The following is a 21,425-nucleotide window of genomic DNA, read 5'->3' on the forward strand; positions in this document are numbered from 1 at the left end:
CGGTGGCACGGCCCACCAGCAGGGCGTCGGCTCGACCGAGGCCATCCTGACCGACCCCGACGGAGCGCACTTCACCGTCACCTCCAAGGGCGCCGGGTAGCTCGTCGGGCCCCGGCTGCCAGCGCGTCCCCCAGCGCCGTGCGCTCGTAGAGGACGTACTGCCCCTGCCGGTGCGACACCAGCAGTCCGGCCTCGCGCAGCACCGAGAGGTGGGACGAGACGGACGAGGGAGCCAGACCGTGGCGGTTCGCCAGGGTCGTGGTCGAGGCGGGACCGTCGAGGCCGACGAGGACGGCGGCGCGGTGGGGTCCGAGCAGCCGGGCCAGCGCGGCGGGCGCCTCGGTGAGGGCGGCCCCGGTGGGCGGGCCGCCTGCGCCCCGGGCCGGATAGATCACCGTCGGCTGCCAGGGCCGGGCGAAGCCGCTCACCACGTCCGGCCGTACGAAGACACTGGGCATCAGCAGCACACCCCGCCCGTCGGGCCCCTGCGCCTCCTTCAGGTCGGCGTACATGCGCAGGGTGAGGGTGTCGTCCGCCCATTCGATCTCCGGGTGCAGGTCACCGAAGAGCGCTTCGAGGCCGCCGTCCGCCAACTGCCGTGAGCGGTAGGCGATATCGGCCTCCAGGAGAGCCTGGTGGCGAGGCCAGTCCGGCGCGAGCAACGCGTGCCAGGCCCGCTCCGTGAGGTCGGCGAGGCGTCGCACGGTGCCCGCCGGGTCCTCCAACGCCGCCCGCCCGTACGGCGATGCGGCGGCGCCGGGTGTGCAGGCGAGCGAACGCGCCAGCTCGGTACGGGCCATGGCGGGGTCGGTGGCGCGCATCAGGGCCAGCTCCTCGTCGAAGGAGGCGTTCGGCGTCCGCGGCGGCGGTCCCAGGAAGTCCGGGGTGTAACCGCCCTTGCGCGGGATGAACAGCCACAGCTCCGTCAGTTCCAGGCCCGCCACGATGTCGCGCACGCGGCGCAGCCAGTCCCGGTGGAAGGCGTGCCGGTCCGGACGCCGCAGCATGCGCAGCGCCTCGTGCGTCTGGCAGAGCGGGGACACCGCGAACCGGCAGCGCGTCAGATCGTCGGTACCGAGGTGCAGGGTCAGCGGCAAAACAGTCTCCGACGGGTCTTCAGCCGAGCTCACTGGGTCGGGATGAGCGATTCGGCTCCAGCCGAAAGAGTAGTGGGCCGCGCGAGGGCCCCGCACGCTGGCCCGTGGCCGCGTTCGGCCGCCTGCCCCCTCCCATACCCCCTCAACACCCCCTCGCAGAAAGGCTCGTGGATGGCGAGCGTACGTCTCACCGCCTGGCGCAGGGCCACCGTCGTCGCCGCGCTCATGCTGGCCGCGTTCACCTTCAACACCACGGAGAATCTCCCCGTCGGACTGCTGCCGCTCATCGCGGACGACCTGCGTGTGTCGCTCTCCTCCGTCGGGCTGCTGGTCACCGGGTACGGCCTGACCGTGGCCGTCGTCTCGCTGCCCGTCGCGCACCTGACCCGGTCGATCCCGCGCCGCCAGGTGCTGTCGGGCCTGCTGGGACTGCTCGTGGTGGCCAGCTGGATGTCGGCACTGGGCGGTGTCTCGTACGGCTTCCTGCTCGCGGCACGGATCGCGACCGCGCTGGCCCAGGCGCTGTTCTGGGCGGTGATGGGTCCGGTCGCCGTGGGGTTGTTCCCGCCCGAGCGGCGCGGGCGGGTGATCGGGCTGCTGTCCGTCGGGGGCTCACTCGCCACGGTGCTCGGGGTTCCGGCGGGTACCTGGCTGGGCGGGCACAGCGGCTGGCGGGCGCCCTTCGTGGTGCTCGGCGCGCTCGGCCTCGTCGCGCTCGTCGCCGTCGCCGTCCTGCTGCCGACCTCACGCCCGGACGAGGGGCACGCGGCGTACGGAGCGGCTCCCGACGTCCGCCGGTTCGCCGTGGTGCTGGCGACCACCGCGCTGTCGGTCACCGGCGCCTTCGCGGGATTCACGTACGTCGTCGCCTTCCTCTACGAGGTGGGCGGTTTCTCCAAGGATTCGGTGAGCGCCGTGCTGCTGGCGTTCGGGGTGGCGGGCATCGCGGGTGTCTCGGCGGCCGGCCCGCTCCTCGACCGCTTTCCGCGCGCGACGCTGACGGTCCCGGTGACGACCCAGGCGGTGGCGTTGCTCGGGCTGTACCTCGGCGGCGGGCGCAGCCAGGTGGCGACCGTCGCCCTGCTGATGATCCTGGGCGCGTCGGTGGGCCCCGTCTTCATGGCCACGCAGAGTCAGGTCCTCCACGTCGCGCCCGGCCGCACGGAGCTCGCCCTGGCGGCGAACTCGGCCGCCTTCAACGCGGGCGTCGCGGCGGGCGCGCTGACCGGCGGCGCCCTGCTCCACGCCGCCGGGGTGCGCGGGACGTTCCTGGCCGGCGGAGTGCTCACTCTCGGCGCCCTGGCCGCCCTGACCTGGCCCGCGACCGGCTGGTCGCGGGCCAGGCCCGACGGTCAGGACAGTGGTTCGGCGGTGGGCACCATCGGCGACTGGTAGCCGCCGCTGGCCAGCATCCTTACTTCTCCCGCCGTGCTGATCTCGGCGCGGAGGATGCCGGTGGGGTCGGAGTACACCGGGTTCCCGCCCGGGCCAAGGGCGGCGGTCCGTTCGACGACCACCTCGTCGGTGATGACGCCGACGCCTGATTCCTGATGGGTGAAGAGCAACCGGTAGCGGTCCGGAGTGTGCATGACGACCTCCCGTACCCGAGACGAGCCAGAGCTACATATGCGGGCAAATCGGCCCTCCTCCATGATGCGGCCAGAACAGCCCGACAGCAGCACTCGCCGAACAGCCGGTGCCACGGGGCCCGGACCGGGCCCTGTCACACCACGTGCTGCCCCTCGCCTCAGGGCGCCCGGCAGTGTAGACATAGGCCATGGTCCGGCTCTTGGGTCGATCCCGGACTCGGTCGACCCCTCGCCCAGGCGGTCCGCGCGCGCGGCGCAGACCCGCGTCGGGACCGCGGTCCGCGCTGGGCGGACGCAGCGTCGCCGGCCAGGTGTTCGTGCTGCAAGTGGTGATCGTGCTGCTGCTGATCGTCTCCGCGGTGGTGGCGCTGGTGCTGCAGGTACGGCACGACAGCACGCAGGAGGCCCGCAACCGTTCGCTGGCCGTCGCCGAGACGTTCGCCAACGCGCCCGGCACCCGTGAGGCGCTGAGCAGCCCCCACCCCACGCTCGTGCTGCAGCCGCGGGCCGAGGCCGCCCGCAAGCACTCCCACGTGGACTTCATCGTCGTGATGAACACCGACGGGATCCGCTACACCCACCCCAAACCGGACCGGATCGGAAAGAAGTTCGTCGGGAACACCGCCCCCGTGCTGGCCGGCCAGTCCATCACCGAGGAGATCAACGGCACCATCGGGCCGCTGGTGCAGGCCACGGTTCCCGTCAAGGCGCCCGACGGCAAGGTCGTGGGCATGGTGTCGGCCGGTATCACGACCGCCAAAGTGGGCGGAGCCGCGGACCGGCAGCTGCCCCTCCTGCTGGGCGCCGCGGCCGCCGCGCTCGCCCTGGCCACCGGGGGTACGGCGCTCGTGAGCCGGCGCCTGCTGCGCCAGACACACGGCCTGGGCCCGTACGAGATGACCCGGATGTACGAGCACCACGACGCGGTGCTGCACGCCGTCCGGGAGGGGGTGATCATCGCCGGCGGCGAGGGACGACTGCTGCTCGCCAACGACGAGGCACAGCGCCTGCTCGACCTGCCAGCCGACGCCGAGGGGCGACATGTCCTGGAACTGGGCCTCGAGGCGGACACCGCCGACCTGCTGGCCTCGGGACGGGTCGCCACGGACGAGGTGCACCTGGTCGGGGACCGGCTGCTGGCCATCAACCAGCGGCCCACGGACCTCCAGGGCGGCCCGCCCGGCAGTGTGGCCACCCTGCGCGACTCGACCGAGCTGCGCGCGCTGTCCGGCCGGGCCGAGTTGGCGCGCGAGCGCCTCAAGCTCCTGTACGACATCGGGGTGGGCGTCGGCACCAGTCTGGACGTGACCCGCACCGCCGAGACGCTGGCCGAGGTGGCCGTTCCGCGGTTCGCGGACTTCGCCACCGTGGACCTGGCGGACGCCGTACTGAACGGGGAGGAGCCGGACGGGGCCACCGAACTGCGCCGTACCGCGTGCAGCGGCATCAGCAAGGACGCCCCGCTCTACCCGGTCGGCGAGAAGATCCGCTTCGTCGCCTCCACTCCCCAGGCCCGAAGCCTGCGCACGGGCGAGGCCGTCGTCGAGCCCGACCTCGAAGGTGCCCCCGGCTGGCTCGCCCAGGACCTGGAACGCACGACGCAGGTGGTGGAGTACGGCATCCACTCACTGATCACGGTGCCCCTGCGGGTGGGCCCCCTGGTGATGGGCGTCGTCAACTTCTGGCGCTCACGGAAGCCCGAGCCCTTCGACGAGGAGGAGCTGGCCCTCGCCGAGGAACTGGTCGCCCGTGCCGCCGTCTCCATCGACAACGCGCGCCGCTACACGCGCGAGCACACCATGGCCGTGACCCTGCAGCGCAGTCTGCTGCCGCGCAACCTGCCCGAGCAGAGCGCCCTGGACATCGCCTACCGCTATCTTCCCGCGCAGGCGGGGGTGGGCGGGGACTGGTTCGACGTGCTGCCGCTGTCCGGCGCCCGGGTCGCCGTCGTCGTGGGCGATGTCGTCGGCCACGGACTGCACGCGGCGGCCACGATGGGACGCCTGCGGACCGCCGTCCACAACTTCTCCGCCCTGGACCTGCCGCCGGACGAGATCATCGGGCTCCTCGACGAGCTGGTCGGCCGCATCGACCAGGACGAGGCGGCGGCGGACAGCAGCGCCGCGATCACCGGCGCCACCTGCCTGTACGCCGTCTACGACCCGACCTCCCGGCTCTGCACCGTCGCCCGGGCCGGCCATCCGCCCCCGGCGCTGGTCCGTCCCGACGGCAGCGTGGAGTTCCCCGAAGTGCCCGCCGGTCCTCCGCTGGGGCTCGGGGGTCTGCCGTTCGAGACGGCCGAGCTCAAGCTGGAGGAGGGCAGCCGCCTGGTGCTCTACACGGACGGGCTGGTCGAGGACCGGGAACGGGACATCGACGAGGGGCTCGAGCTGCTGCGCGCCGCCCTCACGGGGGTCGACCGGTCACCGGAGGACACCTGTCAGGCGGTCCTGGACGCCCTGCTCCCGGCACGCCCGAGCGACGACATCGCCCTGATCGTCGCGGGCACCCGCGCGCTCGGCGCCGAGCACATCGCCGAGTGGCAGGTGCCGTCCGAACCGGCGGCGGTGGGGGAGGTACGCGCCTCGGTCACCCGGCAGCTCGCGGAGTGGGGCCTCGACGACATGGCGTTCACCACCGAGTTGATCCTGAGCGAACTGGTCACGAACGCCATCCGCTACGGCAGTGGCACCATCCAGGTCCGCGTGCTGCGGGACCGCAGCCTGATCTGCGAGGTCTCGGACAACAGCAGCACCTCACCCCGCCTGCGGTACGCGGCCATCACGGACGAGGGCGGACGCGGCCTGTTCCTCGTCGCCCAGCTCGCCGAACGCTGGGGCACGCGCTACACCCCGGCCGGGAAGGTCATCTGGGCCGAACAACCGCTGCCCTGAGCGGCTCGCGGAAGGGTTCACGGTCTCGATCCGGTCCCCCGGCGCGACGAATTCCGTGGTTGCCGGTCCAATGGAGGTGACGGGATACACCGGTACGACATGTGCCGTCGCGTCCATGGGGCCCCGCGGCGGTGCACTGGAGGTCCGCGATGCCCACTGCTCTCCGGCTGCTGCCCGCCCTCTCGCCCGACCATCGGGAACGGCTGATGTCCCTGGCCCGGGAGGTCTCCTTCCCGGCGGACGGAAAGATCTTCGAGGCAGGGGGAACCGCGGACCGTTTCTGGGTGATCCGCTCCGGAACGGTCTCCCTGTACCAGCGGGTCGTCGGAGAGCGACGCATCTCCGTGGCGACACTGGGGCCCGGCGATCTGCTCGGCTGGTCGTGGCTGTTCCCGCCGCACCACTGGGACTTCGGCGCCGAGGCGTTCAGTCCCGTACGCGCGTACGAGTTCGATGCCGCGAAGGTGCGCACGCTCTGCGACCAGGATCCGGCCCTGGAACTGTCGCTGACCCGGACGATCGCCGCGATCCTCGCGCACCGGCTGGAGACGACCCGGGCGGCCCTGATCGAACACTACGCGCGCCACGGCGGCGGCAGCGTGCGCTGAGGTGAGCGGCAGAGGGCCGGGCTGCGATAGGAATCTCACGTGAACCAGACTCCTGACCGCAACGAGACGTCCTTCGAGCTCCTGCCCGGTGCCCCCGACTCCCCCGTCATCCTGCACGTCCCGCACTCCTCGCGGCACATTCCGGCGCCGGTGCGCGCCGGCATCGCGCTCGACGACGCCGCGCTGGAGCGGGAGTTGGACCACATCACGGACGCGCACACCGCGGAGCTGGCCGCGGCCGCGGCGCGGGCGTCCGGGGTCACGCCGTGGAGGTTCGTGAACCGGCTGTCCCGGCTGGTGGTCGATCCCGAACGCTTTCCCGACGAACGGGAGGAGATGCTGTCCGTCGGAATGGGCGCGGTCTACACACGCACGACCCGTCGCACACCGTTGCGGGCAGCCGACGTCGACCCACGGCCACTGCTCGAGCGCTACTTCCACCCGTACGCGGCGGCCATGACCGCGGCGGTGGCCGACCGACTCGCCGTCACCGGGCGGGCGGTGATCGTCGACGTCCACTCGTATCCGACGGCCAGGCTGCCGTACGAGCTGCACGGCGACGGTCCGCGACCGCAGATCTGTCTGGGGACCGACTCCTTTCACACGCCGCCCGAGCTGGTCACCCTCGCGGAGAAGGCGTTCGCGGGCCTGAGCGGTGTCGGGATCGACAGCCCGTTCTCCGGCGCGTACGTCCCGCTGCGCTTCTACGAGCGGGAGCCGCGGGTCACCGCCCTGATGGTGGAGATCCGGCGGGACACGTACATGACCGAACCGGGAGGCCCCACGGGCCCGGGGTTCTCACGGCTCGCCTCGGCGCTGACGGCTCTCGTCGACGCCATGGTCAGCGAGTGAAACGCCAACAGGTCTGACTGAAACGCTTGCCCCTGCCGAACCCGAAGACGGTGTGCGGCGCCACCTCGAAGACCAGGGCGAGGCCCGCGTCCCTGCTTTCCTCAGTCGACGGCGGCGCCGCAGCCGCCGTGGCGGAGTCGAAGGCCCCGTTGCGCACCTCGAAGTGCCACTCCGGCCCGTACTTCGCCTCCCACGCCGCCGCCAGCCCGGCCAGCCGCTTCTCGTCGGTGATACGGACCGCGTCGCCCTCGACCACCAGGTCGGGGCCCTCGCCGTAGGCGTTGGTGCCGGTGGTGAGAACGACATGCGGGTTGGCGGCGAGGTTGAGCCCCTTGCGCTCCTGCGCGCCGGTGGCGAAGTGGAGCGCCCCGTTCAGCCACACCGACAGCAGTGGGGTCACGTGGGGTCGGCCGTCCGGACGCACCGTCGACAGCCAGAAGATCTCGGCCTTCTCCAGGCGGGACGCGGCCTCCGCCCAGGGGGTGGCGGTGGCCCCAGGGGAGCTGTAGCGCGCGTCCAGATCGGTCTGCGGTTCCTGCGTCTGTGCCCGTGTCGGCATGGCGGAGTCCTCTCGGTCCTCGGTCCTCACCCATGGTTCCCGTGAAGTGCTGACTCCGCGCGCGGATCCCTCTAGGGTCGGGATGAGCAATCGCTCAGCCACGAGCCCGGGGAGGGCACGGGATCATGCCGGTCGTCGACGCGTGGATGCAGCACCCCACACCGCGCCACTCCAACCACGAGATGTTCGAGTCGCTGCGCCGCTGGACCGGCATGGGGCTGCTGGAGGAGCCGCTTCCGGTGAAGGTCACGGTGGCCGCGCTGGCGGCTGCCGACGTGGAGATCGGGCTGTCCGCGGCCTGGTACGGGCCACAGGGGCCCCTCATCGACAACGACGAGGTCGCCGAGTTCGTCGCCCGGTCCGAAGGGCGGCTGCGCGGGGTCGCGGGCGTGGACCTGGCCAAGCCCGTCGCGGCCGTGCGGGAGCTGCGGCGAGCCGTCCAGGAGCTGGGTTTCGTGGCCCTCAGGATCGTGCCGTGGCTGTGGCAGCTGCCGCCCACCGACCGGCTCTACTACCCGCTGTACACCGCCTGCGTCGAGCTGGGCATCCCCTTCTGCACCCAGGTCGGACACACCGGACCGCTGCGTCCCTCCGAGACCGGCCGGCCGATCCCGTACATCGACCAGGTCGCGCTGGACTTCCCCGAACTGACCATCGTCTGCGGGCACATCGGCTACCCGTGGACCACGGAGATGATCTCGGTGGCCGACAAGCACCCCAACGTTCACATCGACACCAGCGCCTACACCGCACGCCGCTACCCGGCCGAACTGGTCGACTATCTGCGCGGCCGGGGACGGCGCAAGGTCCTCTTCGGCTCCAACTACCCCATGATCACGCCGAGTCAGGCCCTGGAGCACCTTTCCGACCTGCGTCTCGACGAGGAGACCACCGAGTTGTTCCTGTCGGGCAATGCCCGCCGCGTCTTCCGCCTCGGGGATCATTCGTAGATGCTGGGGCAAGGTACACGTTCGACCCCGAGGTGAGGGCAGCCCGTCGATGGCTTTGCAGATCAGCGCCACCAACCCTGAGCACCCCGCGCTCCTGCTCGAACTGCCCTGGCAGCTGCCGCTGGAAGAGTGGCCGGAGCACTACCTGGTCCCGCTGCCGCGCGGCATCTCGCGGCACGTGGTGCGCTACGCGCGCGCCGGGACCGAGGTCGTCGCCGTCAAGGAGCTCGCCGAGCGGCCCGCCCTGCGCGAGTACGAGCTGCTGCGCAGCCTGGACCGGCTCTCCATCCCCGCCGTGGACCCGCTCGCCGTGGTCACCGGGCGCACCGACGGCGAGGGCGGTCCGCTGGAGCCCGTCCTCATCACCCGGCACCTGGGCAGCTCGATGCCGTACCGGTCGATGTTCGAGACGACCATGCGGCCCGCCACGATGCACCGCCTGATGGACGCGCTCGCTGTGCTGCTGGTGCGGCTGCATCTGGCGGGGTTCGCGTGGGGCGACTGCTCGCTGTCGAACACGCTGTTCCGGCGCGACGCCGGAGCGTACGCGGCGTATCTCGTGGACGCCGAGACCGGGGAGCTGCACCCTCAACTGAGCAATGGGCAACGGGAGTACGACCTCGATCTCGCCCGTGTCAACATCAGTGGGGAGCTGCTGGACCTGGAGGCGGCCGGGGCCCTGCACCCCTCCGTCGACCCGATCGAGTTCGGCATGGAGATCTGCGCGCGCTACCAGAGCCTGTGGGAGGAGCTGACCCGTACGTCCGTCTACCCGGCGGGCAAGCACCACTACATCGACCGCCGGATCCGGCGCCTGAACGACCTCGGTTTCGACGTCGCCGAGATGCAGATAGCGCACTCCTCGAACGGGGACACGGTGACCTTCGTGCCCAAGGTCGTCGACGCCGGCCACCACCAGCGCCAGCTGCTGCGGCTGACCGGGCTCGACGCCGAGGAGAACCAGGCGCGACGGCTCCTGAACGACCTGGAGAGCTGGATGGCCACCCAGGACGACTACACGCCCGGCGACCCCCTGACCGCCCGCCCGGAGGTCCTCGCCCACCGCTGGGTGCGGGACGTGTTCCGGCCGACCGTCCGGGCCGTGCCACTGGACCTGCGCGGCTCCATGGACCCGGCGGAGATCTACCACGAGCTGCTCGAACATCGCTGGTACCTGTCCGAGCAGGCCCAGCACGACATCGGCCTGGACACCGCCGTGGAGGACTACGTCACCAACATCCTCCCCAAGATGCGGGAGTCCCTGCTGCCACCGGCGGATGCCCCCGCAGGGCCCGCGTGAAGCGGTTCCAGAGCGAAGGCGACCGTTCGTACATACGATTGAGAACGACACTGTCCTGCTCGGGGTGGGAGACGTATGGCACAGGCCGCCGCTACAGCGCGGACCGTCATTCTGACCGTGGATGACGATCCCGGGGTGTCGCGCGCCGTGGCGCGCGACCTCAGGCGCCGCTACGGCGAGTCGCACCGGATCGTGCGCGCGGAGTCCGGGGAGGCCGCGCTGGACGCGCTCAAGGAGCTGAAGTTGCGGGGCGACCAGGTGGCGGTGATCCTCGCCGACTACCGGATGCCGCAGATGAACGGCATCGAGTTCCTGGAGCAGGCGCTCGACGTGTACCCCGGCGCACGCCGGGTGCTGCTGACCGCGTACGCGGACACGAACGCGGCGATCGACGCGATCAACGTGATCGACCTGGACCACTATCTGCTCAAGCCGTGGGATCCGCCGGAGGAGAAGCTCTATCCGGTCCTCGACGATCTCCTGGACGCCTGGCGGACCAGCGACTACCGGCCCGTGGCGACCTGCAAAGTGGTCGGGCACCGGTGGTCGGCGCGCTCCTCGGACGTACGGGAGTTCCTGGCCCGCAACCAGGTGCCGTACCGCTGGTACTCGTCCGACACGCCGGAGGGGCAGCGGCTGCTGTCCGCGGCCGGTCAGGACGGGGAGCGGCTGCCGCTGGTGATCACGCCGGACGGTACGCCGCTGGTCGAGCCCGACGACCCGGATCTCGCGGCGCGGGTCGGCCTGGCCACGACGCCGACGTCGGAGTTCTACGACCTCGTCGTCATCGGCGGCGGTCCGGCCGGACTCGGAGCCGCCGTGTACGGCGCGTCCGAGGGGCTGCGGACCGTGCTCGTGGAGCGCTCGGCGACCGGCGGGCAGGCCGGGCAGAGCTCGCGCATCGAGAACTACCTCGGCTTCCCGGACGGGGTGTCCGGGGGCCAGCTCACCGACCGGGCGCGGCGGCAGGCGGCGAAGTTCGGCGCCGAGATCCTCACCGCGCGCGAAGTGACCGGCCTCGAGGTCACCGGAGCGTCCCGAACCATCCGTTTCTCGGACGGCTCGGCGATCTCCGCGCACGCGGTGATCCTCGCGACCGGCGTCTCGTACCGGCAGTTGCAGGCGCCCGGTCTGGCCGACCTCACCGGATGCGGCGTCTTCTACGGTTCGGCGCTGACCGAGGCGGCCGCCTGCCAGGGCCACGACGTGTACATCGTGGGCGGGGCGAACTCGGCCGGGCAGGCCGCCATGTACCTGTCGCGCGGCGCGAAGTCGGTCACCCTCCTCGTACGGGGAACGTCGTTGTCCGCCTCGATGTCGCACTATCTGATCCAGCAGATCGAGGAGGCGCCCAACATCACGGTGCGCACCTGCACGGTCGTCGACGCGGCTCACGGCACGGACCATCTGGAGCAGCTCACCCTGCGGGACGTGACGAGCGGGCACACCGAACTCGTCGACGCGCAGTGGATGTTCGTGTTCATCGGCGCGGCCCCGCTCACCGACTGGCTGGAGGGAACCGTGCTGCGGGACGGGCGCGGATTCATCCCGGCGGGTCCCGACATGACCATCGACGGGCAGCCGCCCAAGGGCTGGGAGCTGGACCGGCCGCCGTACCACCTGGAGACCAACATTCCCGGCGTGTTCGTGGCCGGGGACGCGCGTGCCGAGTCCGCGAAGCGGGTCGCTTCCGCGGTCGGAGAGGGAGCCATGGCCGTCATGCTCGTCCACCGTTATCTGGAGCAGTCATGAGCGGGCGGCCGATGCCGTGCGACATGGCGGAACTGAGCACGCTGTTCCTGTTCGAGAAGCTGGACGCGGACCAGCTGGGGCGGCTGTGCCGGGAAGGCCGGGTGGAGGAGTTCGACCCGGGTCCCGTCTACATCGAGGGCGATCCGGCCACCTGCTTCTTCGTGCTCCTCGAAGGCACCCTGGTGATGTCGCGCCGGGTCGGGGCCGACGACGTGGAGACCACCCGCAGCTCCCAGCGCGGGGTGTACGCGGGGGCCACGCAGGCTTATGTGAGCGGGCCGGACCAGGCGAACTACAGGGGCTCCCTCCGCGTCACCGTGCCCTCCCGGTTCTTCATCCTGCCCGCCGAGACCTTCTCCTCGATCATGCGGGACTGGTTCCCCATGGCCGTACACCTGTTGGAAGGGCTCTTCTACGGCACCCAGAACGCCCAGCGGACCATTGGGCAGCGCGAACGACTGCTGGCGCTCGGTTCGCTGTCGGCCGGGCTGACGCACGAGCTCAACAATCCGGCCGCGGCGGCGGTCCGGGCCACCTCCGCGCTGCGGGAGCGGGTCGCGAAGATGCGGCAGAAGCTCGGCGTGATCGCCGCGGGCCCCTACAAGCGACACACTCTGGAAATCCTGGTCGAGATCCAGGAGCGCACCGCCGAGCGGGTCGCCAAGGCCACGCCGCTGAGCCCGCTGGAGACCTCCGACCGGGAGGACGCGCTCGCCGACTGGCTGGACGACCACGACATCGCGGGCGGCTGGCAGCTCGCGCCGACGTTCGTGCAGGCAGGGCTCGACACGGACTGGCTGGACCAGGTCGCGGCGGCCGTGGACGAGGAGACGCTCCAGGGCGCGGTCCACTGGCTGAACTACACCGTGGAGACCGAGCTCCTCATGAACGAGATCGAGGACTCCACGACCCGTATCACGCACCTCGTGGACGCGGCCAAGCAGTACTCGCAGCTCGACCGCGCGCCCTATCAGGTCGTCGACGTCCACGACCTCCTGGACAGCACGCTGATGATGCTCTCCGGGAAGATCGGCTCCGGCGTCAAGGTCGTCAAGGACTTCGACCGTACGCTGCCGAAGATCCCCGCGTATCCGGGCGAGTTGAACCAGGTGTGGACGAACCTCATCGACAACGCCGTCTCGGCGATGGACGGCGAGGGGACCCTGACCGTGCGCACCGCACTCGACCACGACGATCTGCTCGTCGAGTTCCGCGACACCGGTCCCGGGGTACCGGCCGAGATCCGCGACCGCATCTTCGACCCGTTCTTCACCACCAAGCCGGTCGGTGAGGGGACGGGGCTCGGTCTGGACATCTCGTTTCGGATTGTTGTCAACAAGCACCACGGGAGTATTCACGTGCAGTCCGTCCCGGGCGACACCCGTTTCCAGGTACGCCTTCCCCTGACCGTCGCGGACACCGAAACACCCGAGGAGTCTTCATGAGCCTGCCCGCCGGAATCGATCCGAGTGTCCCGCCAAGCGGTCCGGGGTGCGGGGACTGCGACGCCGCCGGCGGCTGGTGGTTCCACCTGCGCCGCTGTGCGCAGTGCGGCCACATCGGCTGTTGCGACGACTCGCCCGCCAAGCACGCCACGGCGCACGCGAAGAGCACCGGCCATCCCATCATCCGCAGCTTCGAACCCGGCGAGGCCTGGTTCTGGAACTTCGACACGTCCGAGCTGTACGAGTCCGGCCCGGACCTCGCTCCCCCGGTGAGCCACCCCGAGGACCAGCCGACACCGGGTCCCGCGGGGCGAGTGCCGGCGAACTGGGCGAGCACGCTGGGCTGACCTGCCGGCCCGTACCTTCAGCCCCGAGCCTTCAGTGGACGTCAGCGCACTGAGTGGCCGTACATCTCGCCCAAGGGCTCGGCGAGGAGTTCGACACGGGCGCCGTCGGGGTCGCGGAAGTAGAGCGAACTGCCGCTCTCCTCCTCGTAGTCGACCCCGGCGGCGTCGAGCCGCTCGCGCAGCCGCTGCCAGGTGGTGGGGTCGACGGAGATGGCCAGGTGGTGCAGTCCGCCGAGCACCTCGGCGTAGGGGCCGAGGTCGAGGCCGGGGAAGTCGAAGAAGGCCAGCAGGTTGCCATTGCCGACGTCGAAGAAGAAGTGGGTGGAACCCTTGTAGTCGCGGTTCTCGATCACCTCGGTGAGCGGGAACTCCAGGATGCCCTGGTAGAAGCGGACGGTCCGCTCGACGTCCGCGGAGAGCAGCGCCACGTGGTGCACTCCGCGCGCGGAACTCGCCGGCCGGTCCGAGGCCAGATGCGTGTCGCGGATGCGCGTACGCTCCGCCTCGATCGCCGCGACATCCAGGGGCTCCAGCGCACTCATGGGAAACTCCGTCCGCCATTCAACCACTTTGTTGCCACTCTAGACCTCGCGGCCGCACGTGGGCCACGGTCGGTGGCGGTCACGGTGTCCTCGGTCGAGCGGGGGCTCTGTCGCGGCCGCCGGGGCGCCAAGGCTGAACCGGCGCCACTGGTCACTCGGTTGCCCTGACCGCGTCCCGCCCGCCTCGGCTGTCGTGCTGGACCTTGCGTTGGAGATCGGCCACGCGATGGAGAGCCGTCTTGAAGGCGGTGTACTCCTGCTTGCCCAGTGCCTTCGCGTGGCGTTCCTCGATCGTGCGCATGATGGAGGCGGCGGCCTCCATCTGGAGCAGCCCACGCTCGGTGGGGCAGATCAGTTTGGCCCGGCGGTCCCCGGGATCGGGTTTGCGTTCGACGTAACCCAGGCGTTCGAGGTCGTCGACGAGGGAGCCGATGACCTGCTTGTGCTGTCCGGAGACGCGGGCGAGTTCGCTGGCACGGATGCCGTCGGCACGCAGGTGGGCGAGAACGGCGCCGGCGCGGGGCTGGATGTCGTCGAAGCCCTGCTCGCCGAGCACCGTGAACAGCTCACGCTGAACGGAGAAGAGGACCTGGGCGGCGAGCACGCCGAGGTCCGGTTGCGCGGTCCGGTGCCCGGTCAACGCCTCTCCCGTCTTGGCGGTCGTCCGCCACTGTGCTGTGTGACCAGCGAATTCAGTCGCACGCCCGATGGGCCCGGACATCGTCGCCCCGACCCGGGCGCCCCGCCCCGACCGGTGCTTGCACTCCGGGGGGCCGAGGTATAGCTTCGAATTGTCACTAAAACTGACTATCAAGTTTAGTGACCAATGACGCTGTGGCTCAACCCTCAAGGAGCGGAAAATGAGCGAGCGCAGCAAGTTCTTGGAATCGATCACCCGGGAGAACGCCGCCGTGGTGCTGGTCGACCACCAGGTAGGCCTCCTGTCCGGCGTCCGGGACATCCCGGTCGGCGAGCTGAAGCACAACGTGGTGGCTCTGGCACGGGCAGCGACCGTGTTGGACATCCCGCTGGTCGTCACCACCACCGCGGCCGAGAGCATGTGGGGGCCGACCGCCCCCGAACTGGTCGAGGCGCTGCCGGCCGGACAGAAGATCATCGACCGCAGCACGGTCAACGCCTGGCACGACGACCGGGTCCGCGAGGCCATCGAGGCCACCGGCCGGCAGAAGCTGATCTTCGCCGGCGTGTCGCTCGAGGTGTGCGCGGCACTGCCCGCGATCTCCGCGACGGCCGCCGGGTACGACGCGTACGTCGCCGTGGACGCCTCCGGCACCTTCAGCCAGGCCAAGCGGGAGGCCGGACTGCTGCGCATCCAGCAGGCTGGCGTCGTCGTCAGCGACTACGCCACCCTCATGGTCGAGGCACTGGCCGACAACGCCGCCCCCGAGTCCGGCGCCGTCTACGCCGCCCTCGACATGCCGTTCGCCGTCCTGGTCGGCCAGATCTCCGCGGCCTACCAGGCCTAGGGCCAGTTGTTTTGATCAGGGCTGAGCCGCTTGATCAGGCCTGAGCCGCGCGGTCTGATCAAGCGCCGTCCCGCTCGGTGATCAGGTGGATCCATGAGCCGTACTTGCCCCTGCTGACAGGAATCGGACCCGTCAGGTCCCCCCATGCAACGGCCTGCTGGGCGCGGCCGGCCGCAGCGAGGTGAGGCCCGCCATCTCCTCCTCCGAGAGCCGCAGCGCGCCGGCCGCCATGTTCTGCGCGAGGTGGTCCGGATCGCCGGTGCCCGGGATCGCCAGCACGTGCGGCCCCTGCTGCAAGGTCCACGCCAGGCGGACCTGCGCGACGGACACACCGTGTGCGCGGGCGACGGCGTACACCGCCTCGCTGTCGCGGGCAGCCGGACCCGCCTCGCGCCCGGAACCGGCGATCGCGAAGAACGCGACGAAGGCGAGGCCGAGTTCACCGCAGAGCCGCAGGAGAGCCCGGCCCTCGCTCAACTCGCCTATCCCGTACGGGTTCTGCACGCACACGACCGGGGCGATGGCCCGTGCCTCGGCCAGTTGCTCGGACGTGACGTTGGAGATACCAAGGTGGCGGATCAGTCCGGCATCGCGCAGTTCGGCCAACGCGCCGAAGTGCTCAGCGATCGAGCCGGTCCGCCGACTCGGCGGCACGCGCAGGTTCACCACGTCCAGGTGATCGCGGGCGAGTTGGCGCAGGTTCTCATCGACCTGGCCGCGCAACTGCGCCGGTGTGGCCCACCACCACGCGCCCGAGGGATCGCGGCCCGGCCAGACCTTGGTGGTGATGACCAGATCCTCCGGGTACGGCGCCAGCGCCCGGTTGATCAGCTCGTTGGCGGAGCGTGTCGCCGAGAAGTAGAACGCGGCGGTGTCGATGTGGTTCACGCCGAGCTCGACCGCCCGCCGGAGCACGCCGATCGACCGTTCGCGGTCGCGCGGCGCGCCGCGGTCGAAGGGCGCGGTACCGGTCAGGCGCATCGCGCCGAACCCGACGCGGTTGACGGTCAGGTCACCGAGTTGCCAAGTACTTGTGGCTGCCGCGGTGTTCGTCCGTGGGCTCATGACATGGATCTCCTCTCGCGGGCTGGGAACACGGAACCAATGGGCGGTGTGGCGCATTCAGGTGGCTCGGTTGATGAGTACCTTCGAGGCGGTTCCACCAGTGCCGGGGCAGGCTGGACCGGGCACGAAAAAAGCCTCCCCGGCGGATCGGAATCCGCACCGAGAAGGCTCATGTGACGACGAACATCTTAGCAGCGTGGACAGGGCATCCACCAGCAGGTCATCGAACTCGACCCGTTTCGGCAGGCAGCAGCGTGGGGTCGCGGGTGTTGGCCGGTGCGGGCTCGGTGACCAGGGGAATTCCCTGGCCATCAGTCTTCACGGCGGTCCTGGTGGGGGTCGCTCCAGTCTCCTGGGCACGGCGGTGTCGGTCGGCGTTGACCGGTCAGGACGCCGCGTTCATCACGTCGAGTGCGCTCTGCTGGCGGGCGGCGTCCGTGGAGTCGATCGGCCCGGCCCAGTGCAATCCGTACGCGTCGAGGGCGTTGCGGTCGTGGGCGTAGGCGGAGTCGGCCTGCCGCGTGAGGTACGAGGTGTAGGGGCGGTCGGACAGTTGGGCGTTGAAGGCGCTCAGCCCGCGGACGTAGGCGCCCTTGAAGGTCGGCCCGTCGGCCCCGCAGCCGTTCGTCTCGCACGGCTCGCGCAGAATTCCACCGGAGTTCAGCGCCGTGGAGGTGGTCGAGGCGTCACCGATCTGGCGACCCGTGGTCAGCAGGGCCGAGTCCCCCGTCGCGCGGTACAGCTCGGCCAGTCCGCCGAGGAGTACGCCCTGGTTGTACGACCATGCCGTGGCCCCGTTGTTGCGGCAGGTCGACAGGTCGATACCGTCGTTGACGAGGTGCGAACTGTTGATCACGCCGGTGCCTTTGAACCACGACCACTCGGCGTTCGCCCGGCCGAGATGGACCGTGTCGCCGCCGATGCGGTTGTGCAGGGCGGCGTTCAGCTCCAGGTAGAGGGAGTTGGCGATCGCGTTCTTGTACGTCTTCGCCGTGCTCCACCACACCCCACCCCCGCACGTCGAGTCCCAGTACTGCGCCATGTAGTCCGCGTCGGCACGGGCGGTGTCCAGATAGCGGCTGTCACCGGTCAGGTCGTACGCGGCGACCCAGGCGAGCCCCCACCAGCCGGTGTCGTCGATGTAGTCGTTGCGGAACTGGCCGCCCTGTGCCCCGAGTTGACGGTCGTAGGTGTTCGCGATGGCGTACTTGTAACTGGGCATTCCGGTGACGCGGATGTTGTTGATGATCGCGGTCAGGGCGTTGGCGGAGTTCCACCAGCCGGTGGTGTCGAACAGGCCGGTGGAGTTGCTGTACGACTGCATCAGCGCGGTGGCCGCCGCAGTGGGGCGGCTGTACGCGTTCCAGGTGGTACGGGCCCATGCCGTGCAGGCGATCTCGGCCCGGTCCCCCGCCTTGCCGCAGGCCCGCAGCGCGCCGACGCCGTCGTTGTTCCAGTCGTCGACGTTGTACATCAGCGTGCGCCAACCCCCCTGCCCTGAGGGGATGGTGGTGTCGCCGAGCTTGCTGCCCGAACTCCAGGTGCGGCCGCCGTCGAACGAGCGGTCGAGCCAGACCTCGTCAGCCGGGCTGCCGTTGGTGATCGACGCCCAGCCCATCGCGTCGGTGTCGTCGAAGTGCAGGGCGAGGGTACGGGAGTAGACGGTGGCGGTGACCGGCTGCCGGTCCTGCGGGGACAGGGCCGGGTCGCGGCCGTCGCAGTACTTGTTGCAGATCGTCGCCTCGGGGGCGGCGGTCGCGACGCCGCCCGTGACCGGGATCAGGAGGGTCAGCGTCGCGATCAGACCGGTCCCAATTCTCAGGACGCGGCTCGCCATTGAGTTCATGTCAGCTCCGTGGACGTGGGGGGTGAGAGCGTCAGCCCAGACGCCACTGCTGGTTGGCACCGCCGTTGCAGGTCCACAGCTCGACCTGGGTGCCGTTGACGTTCCCGGCGGGCTTGTCGCCTCCGGTGACATCGAGGCAGAGCCCCGACTGAACGCCGGTGATGGTGCCGTCCGGGTTGGTGCGCCACTGCTGGTTGGTGCCGCCGTTACAGGTCCAGAGCTGGACTTTGGTGCCGGACGACGTGCCGTTGCCGTTGGCGTCCAGGCACTGTGTGCCGCCGTAGAGCCGCAGTTCACCGGCGGCGGTGAGGGTCACAGCCTGGTTGGCGCCCCCGCCGCAGTCCCAGATCTCGATCTTGGTGCCGGGGGTGGTCTGGCCGTCGTACGCGTCGAGGCAGCGGTTGGAAGAGGCTCCGATCAGCGGGTGCGTCGTCCCGACGCTGGTTCCGCTGCCGACGGTCACCCGGAACATGACCGAGCCGTGCCCCGGGACGTTGGCCGCGATGCTGCCGCTCGTACTGCTGATCACGTGCGACCAGAGGTTGTTCACCCGGTACGAGGACGCTGCCGGGAGGCCCACCGCGGAGGCCGAGGTGGTGATCGTGGCCGCACTCGAGTTCTCGTTGAACAGGACCACCGACACATCACCGTTGGCGAGGGGTTTGGTCAGGACGTGCAGACCACCCGACGAGGAGATCTCGGTGCCCTGCTTGCCCAGGGAGTCCTGGTCCACGGCGATGACGTCCTTGTTGCCGTAGAGGGAGAGGGTGGCGGCGGAGGCTTTGCGCAGGTCGGTTCCCGCGATCAGTGGCGCGGCCATCTCCGCCCACAGGCTGAAGTGGGAACGGTCCTCGGTGAACGACATGCCGTTGCCGACTTCGAGCATGTCCGGGTCGTTCCAGGCGCCGGGCTTGGCGTACTGGGCGAGCTGGACGTTGGCCTTGTAGATCGACACCACCGTGGAGAAGTTCACGTTGATGTCGCCGGTGGTGCGCCAGCTGTTGCCGACCCCCGCACCCCAGGTCCACACGTCGGCGAGGCCCCAGTTGCAGAGGCTGTAGACGATGGGGCGGCCGGTGTTCGCCAAGGCGTCGCGCATGGCGGTGTAACGCTGCTGGTCGGGCACGTTCTGGTGGTTGCAGTTGTCGTACTTCAGGTAGTCGACGCCCCAGGAGGCGAAGCTGTTGGCATCCGTCTGCTCATGGCCGAGGCTGCCCGGGAATCCCTGGCAGGTGGCGGTGCCGGCGCTCTCGTAGATGCCGAGCTTGAGTCCCTTGGAGTGGACGTAGTCGGCGGTGCCGCTGATGCCGTCGGGGAACTTGGCGGGGTCGGGCACCAGTTGACCGGCGGAGTTCCGGGCGGAGGTCATCCAGCAGTCGTCGATGTTGACGTACTGGTACCCCGCGTCCTTCAGACCGGAGGAGACGAGATAGTCGGCGGTCTGCTCGACCAGCGTCTCGCTGACGTTGCAGCCGAAGGCGTTCCAGTCGTTCCAGCCCATGGGGGCGTCCGGGCCAGGCCGTTGTCGAGAGCGTGGACGCGCGGGGCCGAGCTCAGCAGAAGCAGGGGCGGGGAGAGCACCAACAGCAGCAGCGCGAGCACTGCCCTCAGGGGTCTCCGTGGTCTTGACAGGGCGGTCATGTCTGCGTCTCCCATTTCGCCGTGGGGGCCGGACGTATCCAGATGTCCGGAGCTATGGAAACGTAACCATCGCGAAGATCTCACTACCCCGATCGGACGTCAATGGTCCGTACCACAAAGGCTGTTGCTGAGAACTTCGGATAACTGCCGTGACCGCGCGGTCCGTTGACGACCCCATGTGACAGTGGCAACGTTTCCATTCACCGGACGCCTGTACGACCCGTGCAGGCAGCGGCGCTCTGAATGGAGGCGTGTCGATGCGCTTGAATCCCTCTCGCCGGGCGCTGGTCGGCGGCGGCATTGCGGCAATGGCCACGTTGACCGCGGCCTACGGACCGTCCGCCGCAGCAGACTCGAGCGGGCCTCAACACCCGAACCGATCCAGGGCGTTGTCACGCGGCATTGCCGCCTACGCCGCGCTGGAGAGACACCTGGCGAGCAAGGACGGCTCAGGTCTGGTCCGCGAGCAGTATCCGGCGGCCTCCGGAGACAACGCGTACTCGTACGAATGGCCCTTCTCCCAGGTGCACATCGCGGCCCTCGACCTCGCGGCGGTCGATGCCCGGTACGCGGCGGAGGTGGCCGAGCGGGCGAAGACACAGGAGCACTACTGGAACGCCGGCGGCGGCACGACCGAGCTGCCCGGGTACGACTCCTACCCTCGCGCCCCCTACGGCTCCGGCGGCGACATGTTCTACGACGACAACGAATGGGTGGGCCTGGCAAAAGTCCAACTCCACCTGCAGACAGGGGACTCGGCGGCACTGGTCCGGGCCGAGGAGATCTTCGACCTCGTCAGGTCGGGCTGGGACACCGACTCCACCCACGCCGCTCCCGGCGGTGTCTTCTGGACCCAGGCGAACTGGAGTCAGGACCGCAACACCGTCTCGAACATGCCGGGCGCCCAACTCGCCCTCCGTCTGCACCAGATCACCGGTGAAGACGGCTACCTGGACTGGGCAAGACGGTTCTACGACTGGACGAACACCTATCTGCAGAGTCCCGGCGGTCTGTACTGGGACCATCTCGACCTGAAGGGGACGGTCGAGAAGACCATCTGGTCGTACAACCAGGGAGTGCCGGTCGGCGTCAACGTCCTCCTCTACAAGGCGACCCACGACCGCACGTATCTGCGCCGGGCCGAGCGGATCGCCCAGGCGGCCTACGCCTACTACGTCACGCAGGGAAGGCTGTTCACCCAGCCGGTGTACTTCAACTCGATCTTCTTCAAGAACCTGCTGCTCCTGGAGTCGGTGACCGGGGACGGCACGTACCACCGGGCGATGGCCGACTACGCGGACGAGCTCTGGTCCACGATGCGCGATCCCGGCACGGGGCTGGTGCACTTCGACTCGTCCGGCGGCACCGAGGCGATCCAGCAGGCGGCCTTCGCGCAGCTCTACGCCGTGCTCGCGTGGCCGCGCGAGCTGTGGCCGACGCTCTACTGAGCC

18 protein-coding genes and 2 pseudogenes are annotated in these 21,425 nt (G+C 70.0%); 11 read left to right on the forward strand and 9 right to left on the reverse strand.

Annotated elements, in window-relative coordinates; genetic code table 11:
* Nucleotides 1-77 precede the first annotated feature (77 nt).
* Nucleotides 78-1,097 (reverse strand): DUF5937 family protein, encoded by a 1,020-nt coding sequence (locus tag ACFVWD_RS33935; RefSeq protein WP_389601789.1) that lies wholly within the window; start codon nucleotides 1,095-1,097, stop codon nucleotides 78-80.
* A gap of 171 nt (nucleotides 1,098-1,268) precedes the next feature.
* Here ACFVWD_RS33935 and ACFVWD_RS33940 point away from each other — a divergent pair, with 171 nt between their 5' ends.
* Nucleotides 1,269-2,492 (forward strand): MFS transporter, encoded by a 1,224-nt coding sequence (locus tag ACFVWD_RS33940; RefSeq protein WP_389601697.1) that lies wholly within the window; start codon nucleotides 1,269-1,271, stop codon nucleotides 2,490-2,492.
* Here ACFVWD_RS33940 and ACFVWD_RS33945 read toward each other — a convergent pair.
* On the reverse strand, nucleotides 2,450-2,686 hold the full coding sequence (locus ACFVWD_RS33945; protein ID WP_168514759.1) for a DUF6296 family protein: 237 nt from the start codon (nucleotides 2,684-2,686) through the stop codon (nucleotides 2,450-2,452). The genes ACFVWD_RS33940 and ACFVWD_RS33945 overlap by 43 nt on opposite strands.
* A 188-nt stretch (nucleotides 2,687-2,874) precedes the next feature.
* Here ACFVWD_RS33945 and ACFVWD_RS33950 point away from each other — a divergent pair, with 188 nt between their 5' ends.
* From ACFVWD_RS33950 to ACFVWD_RS33960, 3 genes are all read left to right on the forward strand, one after another.
* Nucleotides 2,875-5,580: a SpoIIE family protein phosphatase gene (locus tag ACFVWD_RS33950; protein WP_389601699.1), complete on the forward strand. Its 2,706-nt coding sequence runs from the start codon at nucleotides 2,875-2,877 to the stop codon at nucleotides 5,578-5,580.
* A gap of 149 nt (nucleotides 5,581-5,729) precedes the next feature.
* Nucleotides 5,730-6,188 carry a cyclic nucleotide-binding domain-containing protein gene (locus ACFVWD_RS33955; protein ID WP_389601700.1) on the forward strand — a complete coding sequence of 153 codons (459 nt, stop codon included), beginning with the start codon at nucleotides 5,730-5,732 and terminating at the stop codon, nucleotides 6,186-6,188.
* A gap of 39 nt (nucleotides 6,189-6,227) precedes the next feature.
* Nucleotides 6,228-7,040, forward strand: a complete 813-nt coding sequence (locus tag ACFVWD_RS33960; protein ID WP_389601702.1) for an N-formylglutamate amidohydrolase — start codon at nucleotides 6,228-6,230, stop codon at nucleotides 7,038-7,040.
* Here ACFVWD_RS33960 and ACFVWD_RS33965 read toward each other — a convergent pair.
* Nucleotides 7,030-7,599 carry a pyridoxamine 5'-phosphate oxidase family protein gene (locus ACFVWD_RS33965; protein ID WP_389601704.1) on the reverse strand — a complete coding sequence of 190 codons (570 nt, stop codon included), beginning with the start codon at nucleotides 7,597-7,599 and terminating at the stop codon, nucleotides 7,030-7,032. The genes ACFVWD_RS33960 and ACFVWD_RS33965 overlap by 11 nt on opposite strands.
* A 125-nt stretch (nucleotides 7,600-7,724) precedes the next feature.
* Here ACFVWD_RS33965 and ACFVWD_RS33970 point away from each other — a divergent pair, with 125 nt between their 5' ends.
* The 5 genes from ACFVWD_RS33970 to ACFVWD_RS33990 all read left to right on the forward strand — a co-directional run bounded on the left by ACFVWD_RS33970 (nucleotide 7,725) and on the right by ACFVWD_RS33990 (nucleotide 13,393).
* Nucleotides 7,725-8,549, forward strand: a complete 825-nt coding sequence (locus tag ACFVWD_RS33970; RefSeq protein ID WP_389601705.1) for an amidohydrolase family protein — start codon at nucleotides 7,725-7,727, stop codon at nucleotides 8,547-8,549.
* A gap of 49 nt (nucleotides 8,550-8,598) precedes the next feature.
* On the forward strand, nucleotides 8,599-9,849 hold the full coding sequence (locus ACFVWD_RS33975) for a DUF4032 domain-containing protein (protein ID WP_389601707.1): 1,251 nt from the start codon (nucleotides 8,599-8,601) through the stop codon (nucleotides 9,847-9,849).
* Between the two features lie 75 nt (nucleotides 9,850-9,924).
* Nucleotides 9,925-11,601 (forward strand): FAD-dependent oxidoreductase, encoded by a 1,677-nt coding sequence (locus tag ACFVWD_RS33980; RefSeq protein ID WP_389601708.1) that lies wholly within the window; start codon nucleotides 9,925-9,927, stop codon nucleotides 11,599-11,601.
* Complete coding sequence (locus tag ACFVWD_RS33985) at nucleotides 11,598-13,046, forward strand: ATP-binding protein (protein ID WP_389601710.1); 1,449 nt, start codon at nucleotides 11,598-11,600, stop codon at nucleotides 13,044-13,046. The genes ACFVWD_RS33980 and ACFVWD_RS33985 overlap by 4 nt, the downstream gene beginning before the upstream one ends.
* Nucleotides 13,043-13,393, forward strand: coding sequence for a UBP-type zinc finger domain-containing protein (locus ACFVWD_RS33990; RefSeq protein ID WP_389601711.1), 351 nt, complete (start codon nucleotides 13,043-13,045; stop codon nucleotides 13,391-13,393). The genes ACFVWD_RS33985 and ACFVWD_RS33990 overlap by 4 nt, the downstream gene beginning before the upstream one ends.
* Before the next feature lie 41 nt (nucleotides 13,394-13,434).
* Here the strand turns inward: ACFVWD_RS33990 and ACFVWD_RS33995 are convergent, their stop codons facing one another.
* Both ACFVWD_RS33995 and ACFVWD_RS34000 read right to left on the reverse strand, forming a co-directional pair.
* On the reverse strand, nucleotides 13,435-13,935 hold the full coding sequence (locus ACFVWD_RS33995) for a VOC family protein (RefSeq protein ID WP_389601712.1): 501 nt from the start codon (nucleotides 13,933-13,935) through the stop codon (nucleotides 13,435-13,437).
* A gap of 151 nt (nucleotides 13,936-14,086) precedes the next feature.
* A complete protein-coding gene (locus ACFVWD_RS34000; protein ID WP_389601714.1) occupies nucleotides 14,087-14,575 on the reverse strand; it encodes a MarR family winged helix-turn-helix transcriptional regulator in 489 nt (162 codons plus the stop codon).
* 220 nt (nucleotides 14,576-14,795) lie between these two features.
* Between ACFVWD_RS34000 and ACFVWD_RS34005 the strand changes: the two genes are divergently transcribed.
* A complete protein-coding gene (locus ACFVWD_RS34005; RefSeq protein ID WP_389601716.1) occupies nucleotides 14,796-15,422 on the forward strand; it encodes an isochorismatase family protein in 627 nt (208 codons plus the stop codon).
* A 132-nt stretch (nucleotides 15,423-15,554) separates the two neighbouring features.
* Here the strand turns inward: ACFVWD_RS34005 and ACFVWD_RS34010 are convergent, their stop codons facing one another.
* The 4 genes and pseudogenes from ACFVWD_RS34010 to ACFVWD_RS34025 form a co-directional block, all read right to left on the reverse strand.
* Complete coding sequence (locus tag ACFVWD_RS34010) at nucleotides 15,555-16,487, reverse strand: aldo/keto reductase (RefSeq protein WP_389601718.1); 933 nt, start codon at nucleotides 16,485-16,487, stop codon at nucleotides 15,555-15,557.
* Nucleotides 16,488-16,716: 229 nt separating this feature from the next.
* Nucleotides 16,717-16,803: pseudogene (locus ACFVWD_RS34015) on the reverse strand (IS5/IS1182 family transposase); the annotation flags it as partial.
* 69 nt (nucleotides 16,804-16,872) lie between these two features.
* Nucleotides 16,873-18,333: a glycoside hydrolase family 76 protein gene (locus tag ACFVWD_RS34020; protein ID WP_389601719.1), complete on the reverse strand. Its 1,461-nt coding sequence runs from the start codon at nucleotides 18,331-18,333 to the stop codon at nucleotides 16,873-16,875.
* Between the two features lie 31 nt (nucleotides 18,334-18,364).
* Nucleotides 18,365-19,974: pseudogene (locus ACFVWD_RS34025) on the reverse strand (glycoside hydrolase family 27 protein).
* A 389-nt stretch (nucleotides 19,975-20,363) separates the two neighbouring features.
* On the opposite strand from ACFVWD_RS34025, the gene ACFVWD_RS34030 reads away from it, so the two are divergent.
* Nucleotides 20,364-21,422: a glycoside hydrolase family 76 protein gene (locus tag ACFVWD_RS34030; RefSeq protein ID WP_389601720.1), complete on the forward strand. Its 1,059-nt coding sequence runs from the start codon at nucleotides 20,364-20,366 to the stop codon at nucleotides 21,420-21,422.
* The last annotated feature ends 3 nt before the right edge of the window (nucleotides 21,423-21,425 follow it).

Origin of the sequence: Streptomyces sp. NPDC058086 (genome assembly GCF_042885015.1) — a bacterium.
GTDB lineage: Bacteria > Actinomycetota > Actinomycetes > Streptomycetales > Streptomycetaceae > Streptomyces.